At 41.7% G+C, this 21,950-nt stretch carries 21 protein-coding genes and 1 pseudogene; 18 read left to right on the top strand and 4 right to left on the bottom strand.

All coding sequences use genetic code 11. The annotated features are described in order from the left end of the window. The first annotated feature begins 124 nt into the window (after window positions 1-124). The 8 genes from LJE72_RS04695 to LJE72_RS04660 all read left to right on the top strand — a co-directional run bounded on the left by LJE72_RS04695 (window position 125) and on the right by LJE72_RS04660 (window position 7,767). A complete protein-coding gene (locus LJE72_RS04695; RefSeq protein WP_229246463.1) occupies window positions 125-478 on the top strand; it encodes a cupin domain-containing protein in 354 nt (117 codons plus the stop codon). 390 nt (window positions 479-868) lie between these two features. Then, the gene (locus LJE72_RS04690; RefSeq protein ID WP_229246462.1) at window positions 869-2,428 is read left to right on the top strand and encodes an ABC transporter substrate-binding protein; all 1,560 of its coding nucleotides are present in this window, start codon (window positions 869-871) and stop codon (window positions 2,426-2,428) included. Between the two features lie 13 nt (window positions 2,429-2,441). Beyond that, entirely contained in the window at window positions 2,442-3,452 is a 1,011-nt protein-coding gene (locus LJE72_RS04685) for an ABC transporter permease (RefSeq protein ID WP_229246461.1), read from the top strand. Window positions 3,453-3,459: 7 nt separating this feature from the next. Then, window positions 3,460-4,299 carry an ABC transporter permease subunit gene (locus LJE72_RS04680; protein WP_229246460.1) on the top strand — a complete coding sequence of 280 codons (840 nt, stop codon included), beginning with the start codon at window positions 3,460-3,462 and terminating at the stop codon, window positions 4,297-4,299. A 10-nt stretch (window positions 4,300-4,309) separates the two neighbouring features. Further along, entirely contained in the window at window positions 4,310-5,281 is a 972-nt protein-coding gene (locus LJE72_RS04675) for an ABC transporter ATP-binding protein (protein ID WP_229246459.1), read from the top strand. Further along, complete coding sequence (locus LJE72_RS04670) at window positions 5,274-6,245, top strand: ABC transporter ATP-binding protein (RefSeq protein ID WP_229246458.1); 972 nt, start codon at window positions 5,274-5,276, stop codon at window positions 6,243-6,245. The genes LJE72_RS04675 and LJE72_RS04670 overlap by 8 nt, the downstream gene beginning before the upstream one ends. Window positions 6,246-6,259: 14 nt before the next feature. After that, window positions 6,260-7,177: an aminopeptidase gene (locus tag LJE72_RS04665; RefSeq protein WP_229246457.1), complete on the top strand. Its 918-nt coding sequence runs from the start codon at window positions 6,260-6,262 to the stop codon at window positions 7,175-7,177. A 5-nt stretch (window positions 7,178-7,182) separates the two neighbouring features. Beyond that, a complete protein-coding gene (locus tag LJE72_RS04660; protein WP_229246456.1) occupies window positions 7,183-7,767 on the top strand; it encodes a helix-turn-helix domain-containing protein in 585 nt (194 codons plus the stop codon). A gap of 58 nt (window positions 7,768-7,825) precedes the next feature. Here the strand turns inward: LJE72_RS04660 and LJE72_RS04655 are convergent, their stop codons facing one another. After that, window positions 7,826-8,404 (bottom strand): Uma2 family endonuclease, encoded by a 579-nt coding sequence (locus tag LJE72_RS04655; protein ID WP_229246455.1) that lies wholly within the window; start codon window positions 8,402-8,404, stop codon window positions 7,826-7,828. A gap of 340 nt (window positions 8,405-8,744) precedes the next feature. Here LJE72_RS04655 and fabG point away from each other — a divergent pair, with 340 nt between their 5' ends. Further along, window positions 8,745-9,488, top strand: a complete 744-nt coding sequence (gene fabG, locus LJE72_RS04650; protein ID WP_229246454.1) for a 3-oxoacyl-ACP reductase FabG — start codon at window positions 8,745-8,747, stop codon at window positions 9,486-9,488. Between the two features lie 1,140 nt (window positions 9,489-10,628). Here the strand turns inward: fabG and LJE72_RS04645 are convergent. After that, entirely contained in the window at window positions 10,629-10,862 is a 234-nt protein-coding gene (locus LJE72_RS04645; protein ID WP_073031377.1) for a hypothetical protein, read from the bottom strand. A gap of 339 nt (window positions 10,863-11,201) precedes the next feature. On the opposite strand from LJE72_RS04645, the gene LJE72_RS04640 reads away from it, so the two are divergent. The 6 genes from LJE72_RS04640 (at window position 11,202) to LJE72_RS04615 (ending at window position 17,091) form a co-directional block, all read left to right on the top strand. Continuing rightward, window positions 11,202-12,764 (top strand): ABC transporter substrate-binding protein, encoded by a 1,563-nt coding sequence (locus tag LJE72_RS04640; RefSeq protein WP_229246453.1) that lies wholly within the window; start codon window positions 11,202-11,204, stop codon window positions 12,762-12,764. A gap of 88 nt (window positions 12,765-12,852) precedes the next feature. Next, a complete protein-coding gene (locus LJE72_RS04635; protein WP_229246452.1) occupies window positions 12,853-13,869 on the top strand; it encodes an ABC transporter permease in 1,017 nt (338 codons plus the stop codon). 42 nt (window positions 13,870-13,911) lie between these two features. After that, window positions 13,912-14,805: an ABC transporter permease gene (locus LJE72_RS04630; protein ID WP_229246499.1), complete on the top strand. Its 894-nt coding sequence runs from the start codon at window positions 13,912-13,914 to the stop codon at window positions 14,803-14,805. A 14-nt stretch (window positions 14,806-14,819) separates the two neighbouring features. Beyond that, the gene (locus LJE72_RS04625) at window positions 14,820-15,806 is read left to right on the top strand and encodes an ABC transporter ATP-binding protein (protein ID WP_229246451.1); all 987 of its coding nucleotides are present in this window, start codon (window positions 14,820-14,822) and stop codon (window positions 15,804-15,806) included. Then, the gene (locus LJE72_RS04620) at window positions 15,803-16,765 is read left to right on the top strand and encodes an ABC transporter ATP-binding protein (protein ID WP_229246450.1); all 963 of its coding nucleotides are present in this window, start codon (window positions 15,803-15,805) and stop codon (window positions 16,763-16,765) included. Before LJE72_RS04625 ends, LJE72_RS04620 begins: the two co-directional genes overlap by 4 nt. A 98-nt stretch (window positions 16,766-16,863) precedes the next feature. Then, complete coding sequence (locus LJE72_RS04615; RefSeq protein WP_312038894.1) at window positions 16,864-17,091, top strand: DUF1848 family protein; 228 nt, start codon at window positions 16,864-16,866, stop codon at window positions 17,089-17,091. A 35-nt stretch (window positions 17,092-17,126) separates the two neighbouring features. Here LJE72_RS04615 and LJE72_RS04610 read toward each other — a convergent pair whose 3' ends face one another. Continuing rightward, complete coding sequence (locus LJE72_RS04610) at window positions 17,127-17,423, bottom strand: hypothetical protein (protein ID WP_229246449.1); 297 nt, start codon at window positions 17,421-17,423, stop codon at window positions 17,127-17,129. Window positions 17,424-17,775: 352 nt separating this feature from the next. Continuing rightward, window positions 17,776-18,429: an ATP-binding cassette domain-containing protein gene (locus tag LJE72_RS04600; protein WP_229246448.1), complete on the bottom strand. Its 654-nt coding sequence runs from the start codon at window positions 18,427-18,429 to the stop codon at window positions 17,776-17,778. A 536-nt stretch (window positions 18,430-18,965) separates the two neighbouring features. Here LJE72_RS04600 and LJE72_RS04595 point away from each other — a divergent pair. The 3 genes and pseudogenes from LJE72_RS04595 (at window position 18,966) to LJE72_RS04590 (ending at window position 21,354) form a co-directional block, all read left to right on the top strand. After that, the gene (locus LJE72_RS04595; protein WP_229246447.1) at window positions 18,966-20,090 is read left to right on the top strand and encodes an aldo/keto reductase; all 1,125 of its coding nucleotides are present in this window, start codon (window positions 18,966-18,968) and stop codon (window positions 20,088-20,090) included. A gap of 14 nt (window positions 20,091-20,104) precedes the next feature. Next, window positions 20,105-20,247, top strand: a pseudogene (locus LJE72_RS26475) (oxidoreductase); the annotation flags it as partial. 192 nt (window positions 20,248-20,439) lie between these two features. Beyond that, complete coding sequence (locus LJE72_RS04590) at window positions 20,440-21,354, top strand: DMT family transporter (protein WP_229246446.1); 915 nt, start codon at window positions 20,440-20,442, stop codon at window positions 21,352-21,354. The last annotated feature ends 596 nt before the right edge of the window (window positions 21,355-21,950 follow it).

Raw genomic sequence — 21,950 nt, 5'->3', positions numbered from 1 at the left:
AATTATATCATAAAATTTCAGGTAAATACAAATAGTCATTACTGCAGTGATTTTCGTGAGAACGAAGATATTAACCGCTGATTATGATATAATTTCTCTAAATTTATTATAAAGGAGCAAGAATATGATAAAACATTCAAAGGATTTAAGGACAGATAGAGTTTCTAACTTCCGTGGAGGGAAAGGTGAAATTCAAATGACACACTTTCTTGAAACAGAAAAGAATGAATTTAACGCTAAAGGTCGGTTATTTGCTAAAAATGTCTTAAAACCTGGGACCTCCATTGGTTTCCATGAACATGTAGGAGATACAGAAACCTATGTTATTCTAAGTGGGGAAGGCCTAGTCAATGATAACGGAGACCAAAAGCCGGTTAAACCAGGAGATGTAATCATTACTAAAGATGGAGAAAGCCATTCGATTGAAAATACAGGGACAGTTGATTTAGAGGTTATGGCCTTAATCCTATTCGACTGAACAATCTTCGTGGGTTATACATGATTGGGGCGTTTTGAGAATCAAAGAAAGATATTTTGTATACATCTGAGTAATCTATTGACACTTGTACAAGCCGCGAATACAATTGAGTAAAAATAATTACAGCTTTGAAGAGCAACGGGGCTCAAGACTTAAACTTTACAGTTTTTTTCTTGGGCCTCGTTTTTTAATAAAGAAATTGACTTTGAAAAACTCCTAAAGGGCTAAGTATGATCATTTTCTTCACTCTCATTAAAAAAAGTTTAACCGTATTTAATCTTGGATGAGGGTTTAATTCACTAGGTAGTTTTATAGAGGGGGTGAGCAACTTTATCTTTATATCAACTTAGGGAACATATTTGATTTAATATTTAGAAGGAGGAGAGAAGCATGAAAAAGGTATTGGTTCTAATTATTAGTATCCTAGTCCTGACTAGTTTAGCAGGGTGTGCAAAGTCAGCTAATACACCTCAAGAGTCTGCAACCACCCAGGATAAAAGCTTGGTGATTGCGACTGCCGCCGATTTGGGAACGATTGATCCGGCTGTGGCTATGGACAATTCAGCCTGGAAAATTAGTTATCCGGCTTATGAGCGCCTTGTTAATTTCAAAGGAAGCAGTACTGAGGTCGAGCCTGGTTTAGCGAAGTCATGGAGTATTTCTCCGGACGGGTTAACTTGGACATTTATTTTAGAAGAAAATCATAAATTTGCAGATGGTACTTCTCTGGATGCTGCAGCCGTCAAATATTCTTTTGACAGGTTAATGACAATAAAAAAAGGACCTTCTGACGCATTTCCCAGTTTAGAAAGCGTGACAGTGGTTGATCCACAGACTGTTGTATTTAAATTGAAAACAGTCTTTCCGGCCTTTCTTTCGACCTTGGCAACAAATGGTGGAGGCATAGTAAACCCTGCTGTTATGAAGGAAGAGAAAGACGGAGACTTGGGACAAAACTGGTTAGCTAATCACACTGCCGGCAGTGGCCCCTATGTTTTGTCAGAGTGGATTCCTGAACAGTCGCTTAAATTAACAGTCAATCCCAATTACTCAGGGGATAAACCGAAGTTAGCTTCAATTAATGTAAAGATTATCAAAGATCCCTCTTCCCAGCGCATGGCCTTGGAAAAAGGGGATGTTGATATTGCAGAAAATATTCCAGTGGATCAGCTTAAAGAGTTAAAGAGTAATCAAGATTTAATAGTCTTTAATACCCCGAGCCTGATGGTCGATTATGTATACTTAAATACACAAAAACCCGGCCTTGATAACCCTAAAGTTCGACAAGCAATTTCTTATGCTGTAGACTATCAAGGCATCATTTCAAGTGTTTGGCAGGGAAATGCCACTCAAATGCGGGGCCCTGTTCCGCAGGGGCTGTGGGGTTATCAGTCTGACCTGTTCCAATATACCAAAAACCTTGAAAAGGCTAAGTCTTTATTGCAGGAAGCCGGTGTTAAAGACTTGACACTTAATTTTATGTATTCCGATAACAAAGCTTGGTGGGAGCAAGAGGCCCAAATCATCCAAAATAATCTTTCTGAGATCGGGATTAAAGTCAATTTGCAAAAAATCGCTTATGCCGCTCAACGGGAAAAAATTGATGCAGGGGATTTCGATCTGACATTGGGTGTCTGGAGTCCTGATTATGCAGATCCTTATATGTTTATGAATTATTGGTTTGACTCTGACAATTTCGGCTTAGCTGGCAATCGTGCCTTCTACAAAAATGACCAAGTCGATCAACTTGTCCGTAAAGCAGCCAGTGTCAATGATCAAGCGCAGAGAACCGACTTATATAAACAGGCCCAGGAGCTTATTATGCAGGATGCGCCTTATGTCTTCCTGGTTCAGAAAAATTATCAATTACCTATGCGAAAATCCGTACAAGGTTTTGTCTTTAATCCTATGCTTCAGGATATGTATAATTTCGAAATGATGAACAAGTAAATGGGGTAATAAAATGAGTGGCCTTAAATCAGCAGTCAAACGAATGAGCCAACTCCTTATTGTTCTTCTAGGGGTTTCACTTGTAACTTTTCTTGTTTCGCATGTGGTGCCGGGTGATCCGGCACGCATGCTGCTTGGACAAAGAGCGGACGCCCAAACCTTGGAAAACCTGCGACATGTTATGGGGCTTGATAAACCAGTTTGGCTCCAATACTTTGACTATTTAGGAGGGTTATTACAAGGGGATTTAGGAATCTCTATCCGTACCCAGCGACCTGTTCTTAGCGAACTTTTGACCTATTTTCCCGCAACCATTGAATTAACACTCTTTGCCATGGGATTTGCAGTGATCAGTGGAGTAGGACTTGGTTTGCTATCTGCAGCCTACCGAGATACTCCCATTGACCATGGCACCCGAGTTCTGGCAATTTTAGGAGTCTCGACACCATTGTTTTGGCTGGGTTTGATGGTCTTGCTGTTATTTTACAAGCATCTGGGCTGGTTGCCCGGGTCCGGCAGACTTGACTCTTTTATTAATCCGCCTACCCAAATAACCGGGCTTTACGTGTTAGACAGTATCCTGACGGGAGACTGGGTTGCCCTTAAAAGCAGTATCTTGCACTTGATTTTACCAACCATTTGTTTAGGTTATATTCAACTGGCTACAATTGCTCGCTTAGTGAGGGCCAGTATGATCGAGGTGCTTGAGCAAGACTACATTAAGACGGCACTTTCCAATGGGATTCCTCGTTATCGAATTATATATCGACATGCTTTGCGAAATGCTTTAATACCCACTGTGACCCTGATTGGTTTAACCTTTGGTGAGCTCTTGGGGGGAGCTATTTTAACGGAAACAATTTTTACTTGGCCTGGTATGGGTAAATATGTGGTGGATTCTATTTCTTTTCTTGATTTTCCCGCTATTATGGGTTTCACAATTTTAGTAGCTACCATTTACGTCATAATTAATATGGTAGTTGACCTGCTGTATCCTATCCTAGATCCGCAGATTAAGGGGTGAACTAACGTTGGCTCAGTTTAGATATCTTAGGTATTTTACAAAGCGTTACCCCCTGACCGTAACAGGCGCAGTCATTATTTTTTTGGTAGTAATGGTTTCTCTGGCAGCTCCGTTAGTTTCACCGCATAACCCTTATACATTGAACTTGACAGACCGTTTGAAACCTCCGGGCAGCATTTATCTTTTGGGGACGGATGAGCTGGGGCGTGACATACTGAGTCGGATAATTTATGGGGCAAGGCTTTCTCTATTAGCTGGTGTGGGGATCGTTGGTATTGCAGGGCTGTTTGGTATAGTCATCGGAAGTGTTTCAGGATTACTAGGGGGTAAAGTCGATCAAGCAGTTATGCGTCTTATGGATATCATGTTAGCCTTTCCAAGTTTGGTCTTGGCTCTAGCCTTATCTGCTGCCTTAGGACCTAATTTTCGCAATAGTATTCTGGCCATTGCGATTGTAAAAATCCCGGTTTATGTTCGTTTGGTCCGTGGACAGGCACTGTCCATCAAAGAAAGGCAATTTGTAAAAGCAGCTCAAACCTTTGGTGCGCCTAAAGTTTGGATCATAAGTCGGCATATTATACCTAATTGTTTATCTCCGGTTGTTGTGCAAGCAACACTAGGGATTGGGGAAGCTATCTTGATTGCTGCGACGCTGTCCTTTATCGGTTTAGGGGCTCAACCACCGGCAGCGGAGTGGGGAGCTATGGTGAGTATGGGCAGAATCTACTTGCTTGATCAATGGTGGTATGCATCTTTCCCAGGCATCGCTATATTCATTACGGTCATAGGGTTTAATCTATTTGGAGATGGGGTTCGAGATATGCTTGATCCGCGTTTCCATAATTAGGGGGAAAGTCATGGAACCTCTTCTAAAAATTAGTGATCTTCATGTTGGCTTTCTCAGTTATGCTGGAGTAGCCCGAGTCCTAAATGGGATTGATATAGAGCTTTTTCCCGGAGAGTTTTTAGGATTAGTGGGTGAGTCGGGGTCAGGGAAATCTCTTACAGCCAACGCTGTGCTTGGATTACTGCCTGCAAGGAGCGCTGTGATCTCTAAGGGTTCAATTATGTTCGAAGGTAAGGAATTGATTGGGAGATCGGAGAAAGAGTTCCAAGGCCTGAGAGGCAAAAAGATTTCCATGGTTTTTCAGGAGCCCATGAATGCCTTGAATCCTTCCTATAAAATTGGTAAACAAATGGTGGAAATCCTCAAATTGCATAAAGGGTTATCTAATAAGGAAGCGAAGGCGGAAGCGGTTCGTTGGTTAACACAGGTTCATATACAAAATCCAGAGAAGGTTGTTAAGGAGTATCCCTACGAGTTAAGCGGCGGCATGAGGCAAAGAGTGCTTTTAGCCATGGCACTTAGCTGCGGCTCACAACTTCTGCTGGCAGACGAGCCTACAACCGCTCTTGATGTTACCATCCAAGCTCAGATTTTAAGGCTTATGAAAGAGACAGCTGATCAACTTGGGACCTCGGTGCTTCTAATAACTCACGACTTAGCTGTGGTGGCGCAAACCTGTCAGCGGGTTGCGGTGATGTACTGTGGTAATATTGTAGAGAGTGGTCCTGTGACCAAAGTTTTACGCGAACCCAGGCATCCTTATACAAAGGCTCTTTTAAAGGCTTTACCTAATCCTGACTCTGAGACAGAGTTACAATCTATCCCGGGGAGCGTACCTAACTTATTAAGCCCCCCAGCCGGATGTCGCTTCCACCCACGCTGTGATTTGGTTAAAAAGACCTGCAGGGAGCTTCGGCCGCAGTTGACAACAGTTTCCGAAAATCATTATGTAGCCTGCTGGAGGGAGGAAGATCATGTTTAAGCCGCTTCTTTCCTTACAAAGGGTGGGAAAGGAGTTTCCTGCCCGCGGAACTGGAAAAGGGTTATCTTATAAAGCCGTCAATGAAGTGTCCTTGGATATCTGTCCCGGTGAGACGGTGGGTTTAGTGGGTGAATCCGGTTGTGGAAAAAGCACCTTAGGATATTTGGTGCTTAATCTCTTAGATTTAACCAGTGGAGAGATCCTGTTTGAGGGTCAAAATTTTGCAAATCTCAACAAGGACCAGCAGCGGGCTTTAAAATCACAAATACAAATTGTCTTTCAAGATCCCCAATCTTCGCTGAACCCGAGATTTAAAATCGAACAGATTGTCGAAGAACCTTTACGTTTAAATGGATGGCGGGATAAACAAAAGAGGAAGGAACGGGTAAGGCAACTTCTAGATAAAGTAGGATTAGGGGAGGAATATTTAGCTAGGTTTCCCCATGAACTGAGTGGAGGTCAGCGCCAGCGTGTGGCTATCGCCCGGGCGATCTCTCTGAATCCAAAACTTATCGTCCTTGATGAACCCACCTCAGCCTTAGATGTATCAGTGCAGGCCCAAATTCTCAACTTGCTTAAAAAATTGCAAAGAGATTTAAATTTAGCGTTTTTATTTATTTCGCACAATCTAGCCGTTGTCAGGCATTTAAGCAATAAAGTTGCGGTTATGTATTTTGGCAGAATTATTGAGTTAGCTGACACAAATGAGTTATTTAATAATCCCCTCCATCCTTATACTAAAGTTCTTCTGCAATCTATACCCAATATTAATCCTGAAAAACCCCTTCTCGTCGAAGTTGAGGGTGAAATACCGACTCTGCATAAGTCTCCCTTAGGATGCAGTTTCCATTCTCGTTGCAGCATTGCTAATGATCTCTGTCGTGAAGCAGGTCCGGAATTGCAATTTATTAAAGAGGGTCACTGGGTTTCTTGTAATGCAATGAGTCGGGGGAGAAAAGAATAAAGGGGATGTATAGGTTGCCAAAAGTTGGACAACGTATCTTGGAATCATTGGCTAAAAATCAACCAATTGAAAATCTGTTGCTGCTAACTGATAATCTATCCTTTGGATATAAACTTAAAGAAATACTTAATATAAAGTGTCCAATCTTGTCTGTTCCCTTAAATATTTCTGTAATAGATTTAGCCTCATCTCCAGAAGTAGGTAGAGCTACCCATATCATTGAATTATACAGTCCGACTTTAGAAAATTCTATTTTCTTAAAGGAATTGCGTCATGAGTTATTTGATCAGGGCAAACTTGTTTTGGCACTTTGGAATTGGGATGAACGGTATTTGGAAGATGACTTCTGGGGAGATTTGGAGTATCCGGTAATTTCCACTGCGACAGAGTCCTTAAAGAAGAAACTGTCTTCGGTTAAAAAAGTGAAGATTACATCGGAATTGGGAACGGATATTAGCTTTTCAATTGAAGGACGGCGCTGGATTACAGCAGACGGGTATTGTGAGCCAGGCAAATTAGCGCAACTGCCGGATGGAGAAATCTATACCTGTCCAATCGAAGAGACATTTACAGGTCAAATTGTTGTCGATGGCACCGTATCACGGCTTTGGTTGCCAAGGGAACCGTTGAAGTTGGAGTTTGAGGCAGGGGTGTTAGTTGCCGGAAGTCATGAATTTATTAACCGAATTAGACTTTATGCCGGTGGGGTCTGTAATATCGGCGAATTTGCAATTGGGATGAATCCAACCATAAATAAACCCTACAACAATATTTCGACCGATGAAAAGGAAGGCGGCAGTGTCCATTTTGCCATTGGGGACAGTTATAGTCTGGGCTTAACAAAGTCCATCTATCATGTGGACTTTGTCGTTCGAACCCCCAAAATATATTTGGATGATCACCTTTTGCAACACTATCTTCCGGGAGCGTAGAGAATATGAATGATTTATCAAACTTGCCTGAAGGAATTCCCATCAAAGATATGGGGAGAAAAATCCGCAATTTCCGTCATGAAAAAGAACTGACAGTCGAGGCTTTGGCCAACCAATGTAACTTAAGCCCCAGTTTGATCAGCCAGATAGAGCGCGGGCTTTCCACTCCATCCTTAGATTCACTTTGGAAGATTACCCACGCTTTAGGGATATCTCTGATTGAATTATTTGAAGAAAGTTCAAATGAGCGGGTTGTTGTGATTCCACGTGAAGAACAAAAAGTTATGATATTGCCTAAATCTAATGTGACCTATCGTCTTCTTTCGCCGGTTAATAATCAGACTAAGTTAGAGTTCCTTTCAATTGTCTTAGAGCCGGGGACTTCAACTTACAGAGATTTAGTGGCACACAAAGGAGAAGAGTGCGGAGTTGTTGTTCATGGGGAGATGACGGTTGTGGCTGGAAGCAAGGAATATTTGTTGAGGGAAGGGGACAGCATTTACTTAGACAGCACAATTCCCCATCGCTTTTTTAATCACGGAGATCAGGTTGCTATAGGAATCTGGGCCATGACCCCGGCTTCTTTTTAGTATGGATAAGAGCAGATATAAAAACCACTGACGCAAATGTCAGTGGTTTTTGTTCTGTCTAGGCAAAGACTTCTGAAAGTTCTATTGTCAGATCTTCGAATATACCAACCTTAATTGAATCTTGCTCGGTGTATACTTCCGGTCTGCTGTATTTACCCTCCTGGGTAAGATGAAATACAGATAGGGTATTTTCCTCCGGGTAAACAATCCAGTACTCAAGAACGCCTACTCTTTCGTACAAAATAAATTTTTCCTTCAGGTCCTTTTGAAAAGTGGAGGGAGAAGTAATCTCCACAACCAGATCCGGACTGCCCTTGCAGCCTAGATGGTCTAATTTGCTCTTATCACATACCACAACTAAATCCGGTTGAACCACGGTTGAAGTTTGTTCTTCGCTCTCTTGCAGCTGGGGTAAGCGGACATCGAAAGGGGCTGCATAAACTCGGCAAGTTTCACCTTTTAAATAGTTATTAAAAAGAGTAAGTAACTGTCCGGAAATTTCCTGATGCCTGCGCGAAGGGGCCGGAGTCATATTGTAAGCTCGTCCATTAAGCAATTCCCAGCGCTCACTTTCTGGCCAAGTAAGGTAATCCTGGTATGTGTACAATTGTTCAGAACGCTGAGCAGTATCACTCAAGGATTAAACCCCCTTCTGATTCCAATTATTCCCTATCGATATGGTAACACATCGTTCTTGTTGGGACAAGGACTATTTATACTTGAAATCCTAACCCTCCAGTCATATGATTTGATCAATTCGTCTAAATACGGATTATTAGAACTGCAAAGTTAAACATGGTCTTGAGGGTTGAAAGAGTCTCGAATGACACGTAATATGTTTAGCGATGAACCGCCACAATCTAAAGGTCTGATTTTCTTGATGATTCCTATGGATTCTGGCAGGAAATCAAGGAAAGATATGGAAGGCTTAAAATGAAGTTTATCAAATAGCATCCGAAATAAGGAGGGAAAGCTTAATGATGAAATTATTAAACAAAGTGGCGGTTGTAACAGGAGCCGCTCAAGGTATTGGTGCTGCCATTGTAGAGCGGCTATTGGAAGACGGTGCTTCTTCCGTGGTGGCTTTGGACAGTAACCAGGAACAACTGGAACAAACAGTTAAGGAATTGGACTCTGCAGGAAAAAGAGTTATACCTATGAAATGTAACATCGCAGATAGAAACGAAGTAAATGAAGTATTTAGCAAAATCTATGAAACACTTGGCAAAGTAGATATACTTGTAAACAATGCAGGAATCACCAGAGATGCTATGTTTCATAAAATGTCAGAAGATCAATGGGATTCGGTTATATCTGTAAACCTTACTAGCGTGTACAATTGTTGTCAGGCTGTAGTTGCCAAAATGCGTAAGCAGGAATATGGGAAAATAGTCAACCTCTCCTCAACCTCTGCCTGGGGTAATGCAGGACAAGTAAACTACAGCGCCTCTAAAGCGGGTATGATTGGTTTAACCAAGTCTCTTGCCAAAGAACTGGGAAATAAAAATATCACCGTTAATGCGATAGCCCCAGGACTAATTGATACAGAAATGACAAGGATCATGCCTGAACCCATGAAGTCGATGGCAATTATGTTATGTCCTGCAGCCAGAGCCGGAAATCCGTCAGAAGTTGCCTCAGTGGTATCATTTCTGGCTTCAGATGACTCAAGTTTTGTTAATGGTGAATGTATCAAAGTTTGTGGAGGATTCTTGATGTAATGACAACCTGCTTTGCCGGGGGCGTTATTAAGGATAAACGAGAAGTATGCTCTACGTGAAAGGCGCGGGCATACTTCTTCGTACAATTGCATCATCGGATTCAGACCCATCATCAGGCATTTTAAAAACTCATTGAAGGCACTTGACAGGAAACGGATTTCAGCTATAATAAAATTGTAAAGAGTCAATCATAAAGATTCAGTTTTGCAAAATAACTTATTGGTCGCGTGCTAGGTAAAGTTTCGATTCATCGAAGGTTTAGGCATTGCAATTAATTAAGTCGATGCTGAATTTCGAAGAATTGTAGCCGCCTAGAAGGGTGGTTTTTGTTGTTTAAGAAAGATTTCCCGCAAAGTTCCTCTCACTATTAGAAGTCAGTAGTAGTTAGGTCTTTGGGAAAAGTATATTGGAAAGTCGCTGTTGAGTCCGCATGTCGATGAGCTTGGTAAGTCTAGTCCGAAGATTATCCTAATTGTAGCATGGTTTTTCAAGTTACTGTTGAGTGATCTGAAATCTAAATTTTCTTAGTGACTGTTATTCGATTGTTCCTAGTTTAGAGCCTAAAGTAATTGAAGAAATAGTGGAGGATTTGTCCAGATTAGTTTCATTACCTTAAAAGCTTGGTTTTTGACTGGTTTGCGTTTAGTTAGATCAAAGTATTGAGATTCTCTTACTAGTTGACGATTAATCTAGAGCCGTGTATCCATTAATTCTGGAGGAACTTTGCGGGATTTAATTTTTAAGGCCACTCAATGAGTGGCCTTTTTTCTATGAGCAACCTCCTTGAATTAATGGCGAATAAGCTTTCTCAAAGTATCTTGCGGCTCGGAAAACTGTACGCCGGGGGATATAAGCCCTGCAGCATAGCGAAGAAAACAAGTAAAAGGGCATAGGGGTAAACAGTAAGAGCTGAAGGTGCTTACGAAAATGAACTAATGATAGGGGAAAGGTAGTTCTACAGGGAAACAGGTCAGCAATGGCAAGTTGGAAATCTTAATAATGGAAGAAATGGGAGTTGGGTAAGGTGAGATAAGAATAACCAATGAGAATATGAAGAAGAGTTTGTGCATGATAAGAAGATTAAATAGGGGCTTTTGAAATTCATTGAACGAGTTTACTTTAACGGCACAGCTGCATAATTTACAAATTTGCTTGCGAACGCTGTTTCAAGGTCTGCCTTCCTTTGTCAATTTGTTTACGGATATTTAGACAAATATCAATGAAAGCAGCTTTATCGAGTTCTGCAGATTTATCAGGTAATGAATAAGTTGGTAACGCCTTATCATTCTTAATATCAAAAACAAAAATTTTATTTTGATCTGAGACATATTCAAACTCGATTTTATTATTTACAAAAACTAAAGAGACGGACATAATTATACCTTCTTTCGTGATTTTAACTAAGTATATATCTTTTGGCAGACTTATGAAATGAAATTGGAGATAAACAGTTTTGTCGGTTTGTAAGACGATCTGTAATACAACACAGTAATGTATAAATTAGCTGAAGTATACTAAGAATATGTAATGAAAAAATGTGACGTAACCATACATTGGGATATCTGCTTGTAATTTTCAATTATCAAATAATTAAATAGAAATTATAGTTTTATTAGCAGATGAAGTATTGCGCATACAAATTTAGAGTGTTACTATTAAAAAAGTGATTGTATATTGTATTCGGAATCAGAAAGTAAAAAAGGGGAGAGAAAAATGAAGAAATTCAAAAGGATTGCTGCTCTTGTTCTGTCAGTAGCTCTCGTCGGGATTTCCTTAACTGGCTGCGGAGGGCCTAAGGAAAGCAGCGACACCACACCAAAGGCAAGCGATACCCTGATCTATGCCCAGGGCGCAGAGCCAAGAGGGTTGGACCCGGCAATGGTCGACGACGGTGAGTCGGCTAAAGTAATGATCAATATCTATGATGGGCTTCTAAAGTACAGCAAAGATTCCACAAAGGTTGAGCCTTCTCTTGCTAAAAGTTGGGATGTGAGTCCGGACGGCCTTACATATACCTTCCATCTGCAAGAGGGCGTAAAATTCCATGACGGCACTGATTTTGATGCCGATGCTGTGAAATTTAACATCGATCGCCAGTTGCCTCCCCAGGTGACTGCGGACATGGCTTACGCATCGTTTGTTTACGGTTCCGTGAAAGATGTTCAGGTTGTGGACAAGAACACAGTCAAAGTCAATCTGACAGCTCCCAGCACGCCTTTCCTCGCCAATCTGGCCATGGTTATGAGTGCACCGATTATCAGCCCCAAGGCTTTAAAAGACAATAACAACAATGTGAACCAGGCACCGGTTGGTACAGGTCCTTACAAGTTTGTAAATTGGGCAAAGGACGAAAACATTGTTTTAGTTCGCAATGACGAATACTGGGGAACCAAGGCCCTTACCAAGAATGTTATCTTCAAATTTATTAAAGACAACTCAGCACGCGTAGTTGCTTTAAACAATGGCGAGGCTGATATGATTGATGGTATTGATGCTACTGTGGTCAAACAGATCACTGACGCAGGCAATAAAATCTTCCAGGCCCCGGGTATGAATATCAATTACATGGCTTACAATACATCCAAAAAACCATTCAACGATCCTAAGCTCCGTGCTGCTATTTCTCAGTCTATCAATGTCCCAGAAATGGTGAAGAGCCTCTATCAAGGTTACTCTGAACCTGCAACTTCCATTCTGCCCACCTTTATGGAAGGGTATGACAAGAGCATCGCTCAAGTACCATATGATGCAGAGGCTGCCGCTACAGCGATTAAAGCATCAGGCTTAACTTCCGTAAAATTGATGACTTACACCAACCCCAGACCCTATAATTCAGCCACAGGACAAGCATTGGCTGAAGCGGTTCAAGGGTATCTTTCCAAAGTAGGCGTCACCTGCACGATCGATTCTTATGACTGGACAACTTATAGGGAAAAATTAAAAGCAGGCAATTATGATATTTGCTTCTATGGTTGGATCGGAGATAACGGAGATCCGGATAACTTTATGTATCTGTTAGCTCACGAAGACCCTAGCATGAACGTTGCACTCTACAAGAATCCTGAATTTAACAAGTTGATTGTCAAGGGTGTGGAAACTCCTGCCGGTGCCGATCGCATTGCGATTTATACCCAACTGGAAAAAATGGCTGCTGCAGACGCTGCATGGCTACCAGTTTCCCACGCTGAAACACTTTGTGCCTATAGACCGAACATTAGTGATTTCTACTTCCATATGACCGGTGTCACACCGTTTGTTGGCGTATCGAAGAAATAACTCTGCTTTCGTATTGTGAATTTAGGCTGCCGAGAACCGGTTTTCAAACCGGTTCCCGGTTTTGTTTTTTGCTGAAAGGTTGTTGTAAATGCTCAAATATATCTTTAAACGAATCTTGATGTTAATTCCCGTATTGATTGGGGTTTCCATTATTGTGTTTCTCATCATGCGTGTCTTTTCACCGGATCCCGCTCCGATTGTTTTGGGCCAGCACGCAACACAGGAAGCTGTCGAGGTGTGGCGACAGGCAAATGGACTGAATGATCCGATTTACCTGCAGTATTTTCATTATATTACAGGTGCTCTAACCGGCGATCTAGGTATTTCTTACTATACCAAGATGCCCGTCACTAAAGAGATTTTTGCCCGTTTTCCTGCCACCATCGAGTTGGCTTTAGTTGCTATAATGCTTGCTTCTTTTTTCGGTATCCTTATAGGAGTGATTTCTGCGGTGAAAAAGAACTCGATTTTTGATAATGCCGGTATGTTTATTGCTCTCATCGGCGTTTCGATGCCGATTTTCTGGCTTGGTATTTTGCTGATTATTTTCTTTTCAGGCACCTTACATTGGCTTCCCTCGAGCGGAAGAATTGACCCTTTGTTGCAGCCGTTGGATATTACGGGTTTTTATTTAATCGATAGTCTGGTGACAAATAATATGGACGGCTTTAAGGATGCTTTTCGGCATTTGGTGCTGCCGGCAAGTGCTCTGGCAATGTATTCCATGGCCATCATTGCCAGGATGACCCGCTCTAGTATGCTGGAAACCTTGCAGCAGGATTTTATTCGCACTGCCAGAGCCAAAGGAATTTCAGAAGGCAGAGTGATTATTAGGCATGCCCTTCGCAATGGCTTGATTCCCATCGTCACGGTTATTGGGCTTCAACTTGGCAGTCTTCTCGGCGGTGCTGTACTAACGGAAACAGTGTTCTCCTGGCCCGGGATCGGTGCCTACACCGTGGCCTGTATCCTAAAGTCGGATTTTCCTGTGGTGCAGGGGGTTGTCTTGCTCATTGCTTCAATTTTCGTGCTTGTAAACTTGATTGTTGATGTGTTCTATGCATTCCTTGATCCACGTATTAAATATTCTAAAAAAGAGGTGTAGCTTGTGGCTAAAGATAATAGTGCGAATTCAGCTGAGAATTTGATGCAGGCTGCAGAATATGTGGAGAAACCGGAATCGCAGCTGAAAGAAATGTGGGAAACCCTTAGGCAGAATAAGGCCGCAGTTGTTGGTCTGGTTATCATCGCTTTGCTGGCTCTGATTGCTGTTACTGTATGGATAAGTGAACTAATAGGAATACAGATATTGCCCTATGATCCCAATTATTCCGATATGACTAAAAGCTTTATTTGGCCAAATGCGGAGCACTGGTTCGGAACGGATCAACTGGGCAGAGACGTGTTCAGCAGAATTATTGACGGCACAAAGATCTCTCTGTTCGTAGGAGTTACGGCCGTTGCGATTTCTCTTTCCATCGGAGTTCTGTTAGGATCCATTGCGGGGTACCGGGGTGGCAAGACGGATGCTTTCATTATGCGGACAATGGATGTAATGCTGGCCATTCCGTCTATTTTGCTGGCCATTGCCTTTATGGCGGCGCTGGGCAAGGGATTGGACAAGGCAGTCATCGCTATCGGTCTAGTTTCCATTCCGGAATATGCCCGAATAGTTCGGGGAAGTATTCTTTCCGTCAAAGAAAATGACTATGTCCAAGCTGCAAGGGTCATCGGCAATGGAGACAGTCGTATTATTTTCAAGCATATTTTACCGAATATTATTTCCCTGATTGTCGTCCGGGCCACTCTGGGCATATCCAGTGCTGTGCTAGACACTGCAGCGCTTGGCTTTTTAGGTTTGGGTGTTCAGCCACCGTTTGCCGAGTGGGGCGATATGCTGGGCAGAGCAAGGGGTTTTATTTTTACTGCACCTTATACACTGATTTTCCCCGGTATTGCTATCACCATTACTGTACTGGCGTTTAACCTGTTTGGCGACGGACTTCGAGATGCCCTAGATCCGAAATCCAGAATAAAATAAGGGTGGTGAATAGGATGTTACTGGAAGTTAAAAATTTAAGAACGGAATTCAAACTGAAACGTGGCACTGTAAGGGCCGTCGATGATGTCAGTTTTACTATAGATAAAGGCGAGATTCTAGCCATTGTTGGCGAATCCGGCTCAGGAAAAAGCGTGACATCCCTTTCCCTTATGGGACTCATCCAGAAACCGGGCGGAGTTGCCGGCGGAGAAATCTTATTTAAATCTCAGGATTTGACTAAGTTGAGCCAAAAAGAACTGCAACAAATCCGTGGCAATAAGATCTCCATGATATTCCAAGAACCCATGACGTCTTTAAATCCGGTTTGGCGTATCAAGGATCAGATCATGGAAAACATTATGACGCATATGAAAATCTCCAAAAAAGAAGCCCTGGCACGCACTGTTGAAATGCTGGATACAGTTGGCATACCTTCCCCAGCCGAACGTGCCAACGACTATCCCCACCAGATGAGCGGCGGTATGCGCCAGAGAGTTATGACCGCTATGGCACTTTCCTGCGAACCGGATCTTTTGATTGCCGACGAACCGACTACGGCACTGGATGTAACGATTCAGGCTCAGATTCTGGAGCTGCTTTATCAAATGCGGGAAAAGTTTAATATGGCTGTTCTGCTCATTACCCATGATTTAGGTGTTGTTTACGAAGCAGCCGATCGCGTTATCGTAATGTACTGCGGTAAAATTGTGGAGGAAGCCGACGTGAAGACCCTTTTTGAGCACCCCCAACATCCTTACACCGTGGGTTTGCTGCAATCCATTCCCCAAATCGATAATGAGAGTGATGAACATTTATACATGATCAAAGGTATGGTGCCTAATCCCTTGCATATGCCGCCAGGATGTTCCTTTTCCGATCGCTGCGACCGTTGCATGGAACGTTGCACCAAAGAAATGCCGGAGTTGCAAGAGATAAATGGGCACAAGGTACGTTGCTTTTTATATGACAAAGCCGAGGAAGGGGAATTGAGCGCAAAATGAACGAAGTACTAATGAAAGTTCAAGACCTTTCCAAGTATTTTACCATTGATACTGATTGGCGCGGCAAGCCCGTTTCCGTTTTAAAAGCAGTTGATGAAGTATCCTTTGCCATTAACAAAGGGGAGGCCTTCGGTTTAGTTGGCGAATCGGGTTGCGGGAAAACAACCTTGGGTAAAATACTGGTCAACCTTTACACTCCTACAAGCGGAAAGATATTTTTTGAGGGCAAGGAACTGTCCGCTCTAAATAAAAAACAGCGCCGTTCCTATTGCAAGGATATCCAGATGATTTTCCAGGATCCTTACGCTTCTTTGAATCCACGAATGACCATTGGGGATATCATCGCCGAACCGATCATCATCAACAAGCTGCTGCCGATGAGTGAAGTGGAAGAGCGTGTCATCTTTCTCTTAAACTGTGTAGGCCTGGCAAGGCACCAGCGCAACCGCTTTCCGCATGAGTTCTCCGGCGGTCAGAGGCAGCGGGTGGGGATTGCCCGTGCCCTGGCTGTGGAGCCCAAGCTAATCGTCTGTGATGAGCCGGTTTCCGCCCTGGATGTTTCCATCCAAGCCCAGGTTTTAAATCTCCTCGATGATTTAAAGGAAGAGTTCAAGCTTACCTATCTGTTTATTGCTCATGGCTTAGGGGTAGTCAAACACATCAGCGACAGGGTAGGGGTGATGTATTTAGGGAAACTGGTTGAAATCGCTCCGAAAAAAGAGCTTTACGCCAACCCCCTGAACCCTTACACTCAGGCCTTACTTTCGGCTATTCCCGTCATTAATTCGGAGAAAAAGGAACGCATTATCTTAAAGGGCGACGTGCCCAGTCCCATTAACCCCCCCGCCGGCTGCCGCTTCAGTTCCCGCTGTTTTAAGGAGTTTGGACCTTGCAAACTAAATACACCGAAACTAAAAGAAGTTTCTCCCGATCATTGGGTCGCATGTCATCTGTTTTAAAATGATTTCCTTGTAAACATAGCGATTTTATTGAATGTGTGATAAAAACTCATCCTGACTATGCAGTTAACTCGAGATTACGAGTTGGCTAAGGAGGAATACAGTCATGGTGGATAAGGATATCATGCGACAACCAGTATATCCGACGAGTATTTGGTCAAGATGTTCCAGGGGTTAAGGATAAATCACAACGTTCAGAGTGTGGTTGCATTAAAAGTAAGGATATTGGGGTGTATGACACCTGCTTGCACGGCTGTGCATACTGCCTTAACACACAAAAACAAGGTGTTTCGCTGTTTGGCGGAACACCTTGTTTTACTATTTAACACCAATCAAGAAAACGCAATTTCCCATATCAACCCTATTTCATAGTAAATCCTGTAGCTATCGCGTTCGTAAGCATTTCTTTCCAAGAATTAAATTTGGTAGTTTTTACTACATGAGCATCTATGTCTTCATCTGAGATAGCCTCATAATCTTCTTCGGAATTTACTTCAAATCCACCAGATGACAGCAATTCGTCAATGGAATCAAACTGTGTATACTGTTGCCTAAATTGCAACGAAAAAAGATCGGTAAATGGAATTGAACCTTCTGCGGTATTAGCTGCATTTTGCTGCTGATCGGACTCAGCTTCAATATTATTGAAATCCTCCATCAAAATGGCCACCTCTCCCTTGATTTTCTTTACACCTTAGTATTGGCCATAGTTACATTGCAGATACCATCTCGTCTTTTTCTAGCCTGCCATCTCGGAAACCAACTATACGGCGAGTATAATCAGCAATGTCTGTTCATGAGTAACGATTATTATGGTGTTCCCCATGGAATGGAGTTTATGAAGCTATAAAGGAAAATGCCCTTCAATTCAATGAACTGACAGGCATTTTCCTTTATAGCTTATATCTCTGGATATCATTTCAATAGCAACACACTTCTTCATAGGGGGAGTTCTTTGGATCACTCAATGTTCATTGATAGGCTGTAGGATAATAGCGAAATTTTTCTTCCTAACCTTTGATATAAGGCGAAGTGATCTTTAATACGGAACTCGGGGTGACTGTGGGCGGTGGAAGCTGTCCTTCATCTTCAACCTCTAACTCAATTTCTCTGGCGATCTCAGTGATATCAGGGTAGAGGGTGAGACGTGTGATCCCAGTGTTAAGAATATAGTCCCTTGCTGCTGGGTCCACTCCACCTATTGGCTCATCCAAAAGATAAAGTTCTGCTTCGCGGCTCATAACAAGAATTAACTGCACTTTTTCCTTCGTTCCTTTGGACATGGTTTTCAGTCTGTCGTTAGGGTTGATATTGAGGCTTTTAAGCATGTCATAAGCCTTTTCTGTTTTAAAATTATCATAGAAATCAGAGAATAGCTCAATGATTTGGTTTACGTGCATCCATTCATTCAAATACGTCTTTTCTGGGAGGTAGGATATGATTTTCTTTGTCTCAACGCCTGGTTTCTTACCTCCAATGAGAATATTTCCACTGGTGGGGGTTAAGAGTTCGTTGGCAAGCTTAATCAGGGTGCTTTTTCCGCTGCCGTTAGGTCCCAAAAGCCCTACGATTTGCCCGCGCTCTATCTTTAGATTAACGGAAGATACGGCTGCTTTACTTCCGAATTTTTGGGTAAGATCGTTACATTCTAAGATGGTGCTCATTTTTTCATCTCCTTTTCCATATGGGAGGATATTCTAATTGAAACTAAAAATGAGTCAGGTGAAATTGAGGAGAATTCTCCAGAACATCAGCGCGAGCTAGTTTATGAATTTTTCACTGGTTTTGTCCCAATGATTGCGTTTGTTGTTTTCAATGAGAAATGGTGTGACTACTTTAAATGTGATTCGGATAAAGCTATGGAGTATTTTTTAGAGTCATTTCGAAAGACCCATTTAACTTCAAAACTTTTATAGCAGACTCAGTTTAATATTTGGAACAACAGATAAGGCGTATTATGAAGAATTACTTCAGGTTGTTAAATTGGGTGGTTTTTAAGAAACAAAATTGTTGACTTCGAGTCAACTCTAAGATATACAATCAAACTAGCTTAACAGGATTTTTTAAAATTCTGGGAAAGTGGAGATATACTAAAAGGAAAAATGACATGATGTGCAAAGCATGTCTTGCATACTTGGTCAGGATATGACGGAAGATAATTTTCAAAAGGAATAAACAAAAATGGAAAGAAGTTGAAAATATGGAATACGTACAATATGGGAAAACAGGGATGAAAGTATCTAGATTTGGACTTGGTTGTATGCGGTTTCCTTCTGATGAAAAAGAAGCTATTGAAATGGTACGTTACGCTATTGATAATGGAGTGAATTACCTTGATACAGCATTTGTTTACAAAGATAGCGAGATCATAACAGGAAAAGCTTTAAAAGATGGCTATAGAAATAAAATTTATTTAGCGACCAAAAGCCCTATTTGGAATATCGATAAATATGAAGACTTCGAAAAGTATCTGGATGAAGAGTTAATACGACTTGGAACAGATCATATTGATGTGTATCTTCTGCATAATATGAATCATGGTCATTGGGAGAAGGTTAAGAAATTTGATGGTCTGAGTTTCTTAGATAAAATGATTGAAAAGGGGAAAATAGCTCATAAAGCTTTTTCTATTCACAATACCTTTGAGGCATTCAAAGAAATCGTTGACAGCTATGAATGGGAGATGGCTCAAATTCAGCTTAATATACTGGATGTGAAACAACAAGTGGGTCTTGAAGGTCTAATTTATGCTGCAAATAAAGGCTTAGCTACAGTTATAATGGAACCGCTTAGAGGGGGTTATATCCTAAATACTGTTCCAAAGGAAGCACAGGATTTAATTAATCTATATCCGGAAAAGCGCTCTTTGGTAGAATGGTGTTTTAGGTGGCTTTACAACATGCCGGAAGTATCCGTAATTTTGAGCGGTACAAGCACTATGCAGCAATTAAAGGATAATCTGAGAATTTTTGAAGATGCTGCTCCAAATGTTATGTCAGAAGAGGACTTGAATTTGATTGAAAAGATTCGTGAGGCTTATGAAGCCAAAAACAGCATTGGCTGTACCGGCTGCAGATACTGTATGCCCTGTCCACAAGGGGTAGCAATTCCTGAAATATTTAAGCTATATAACAGTCAACAGCTTATGAAATCACATGTCATAGACGCAATTGTCTATCAAAGTAATTTGGTACCTGCTGGTAGTGGTGGGGATCAATGTGTGTCTTGTGGAATTTGCACAGAAAATTGCCCACAGACTTTAGAAATTCCAGAATTATTAAAAACGGTTCATACTGAATTAATGAACACCACTCATTCACATTAATCCCGTTGTAGTCAGTTCCCCATCCTTGGAATGGAAATACCCCTAAAGAGCTTACCCTACAGGAAATTACCGGTATCGTCCAGCCTTTCAGGATGCTGCCCGCCGTGTAAAGGAAGCAGGTTTTGACGGAGTGGAGATCCGTTCTGCCCACGGCTACCAATAATCTCGCTCATGATAAGCGGGATTATTGTGCGTTGTCCAAAATCCGCGAGGCAACGTTACCTCGCATTTCTTTCTGCAATTCATGAGAGATATCCAGGCAGAGAAGTGCTATTATAATGCTAGAGCAGGAGACCAAAAAGATTGGACGCTGCATGTTGAAGTTACATAAAGGATGGAGATAATCACAATGCCGACAGGAAAGAAGCTAATTTATCTGACATTGGTGCTAGTTGTCATGTCATGGGGTTTGAATGTCGTAATGATTAAGTTCCTAACACAGCAGATGTCGCCAATATTGGTAGGCGCAATACGAATGCCCCTTGCGGGAATTTTCTTGTTAGCTTTTGTTTTTAAAAAATACGGATTGTATAATCCAACTAAACAACAGTGGGGATTGCTTTTTGGGATTGGATTAATCTCTGTTTGCATACATCAGTTGCTTCTGGGCTATGGAGTTTCTGTGACATCATCCACAAATGCTTCCCTTATTCTCGGCTTAAATCCTCTGACAACTGCTCTGTTGGCATCCATCTTTGTAAACGAAAAATTTACAAGGAATTTAGGGCTTGGAATTCTATTAGGATTTGCAGGGGTTGTTTTGGTAGTATTCTCGAAATCCCCAGATGGCTCTTTCGAATTTTCGTTAATCGGAGATGTCATTATGTTATTAGCCATGTTGACCTATGTCATTGGGGGGTTGCTTATAAAAAAATTGTTGGAAACGACGATTCCAACCTTAGTAGTGACCGCCTATTCCACCTTAATAGGAGGGGTATTGTTAAATATCGGAACGCTGGCTTCCTTTGGGCCTTCGGTTTATGGACAGATTCATTTATCTTCAACGGCTGTACTTATCTTATTATTATCAGCCTGGGGAGCTACAGCCTTAGGGACATTGGGCTGGAATGATGGTATTAAACATTTGGGTGCCAACAGAACGGCTATGTTTTTAAACGGTATGCCTTTTGCGGGCATGATCGGTGGTGTCGTCTTTTTAAATGAGACAATTGGTTGGATACATATTCTGGCCCTTATTTTCACTACCGTGGGAATCATCATCGGGAGTATAAAGAAAAACAAGGTCATTCTGGAATCGTTGTGAATTATAATCTTCGTCAGAAACATAACTTTTAGAGAGTTGCTCAATAAAAGTCGTAAAAATATGGGAGGTTGATACTCGTATGTGTCCTTATCTGACAAAGGGCTTGACCAAATGATAACGAATCAAGTGTCAAAAACTCTGCACATACCAATAAACATTAGGATTGAGATAATTACCTCAAGACTATTGAGGGTTAACCGACGCTTTGCAATTGATGTTTCTAATAGTTCTCATGGTATCCGACGCCATCTGTATATATTCTACTTTTAATCGCATCTGCTGAATTAAGGCAGGTGCTTTTTTTATAAGAATTTGACGTTTAAAACATCTAAGTACAGTGTTGTCTCTCATGCGGGCATTTTTCATTGTCATGAGAAGGATTTTTGTTGTGTCCGAGAGACCGGCCGATAAACAGTCCCATGTATGAGCAAAGAAATGTTCTGTAATCATGACAATTCTAAAAAAGGAATTTTGTCGCAAAAGAGAAATAGGCATAAGGTAAGCTCATTTAGGAATAAATTTGAATTATTTGCAAGGAAAAATATCAATAAAATCTCAAAAAGAGATTGAACTCACCATCATAATTGAGGGAAAGA

It is taken from the genome of Desulfosporosinus shakirovi (assembly GCF_020595055.1).
In the GTDB taxonomy this organism is placed as follows: Bacteria; Bacillota; Desulfitobacteriia; order Desulfitobacteriales; family Desulfitobacteriaceae; genus Desulfosporosinus; species Desulfosporosinus shakirovi.
This window is presented reverse-complemented; position numbering and strand designations above follow the sequence as displayed.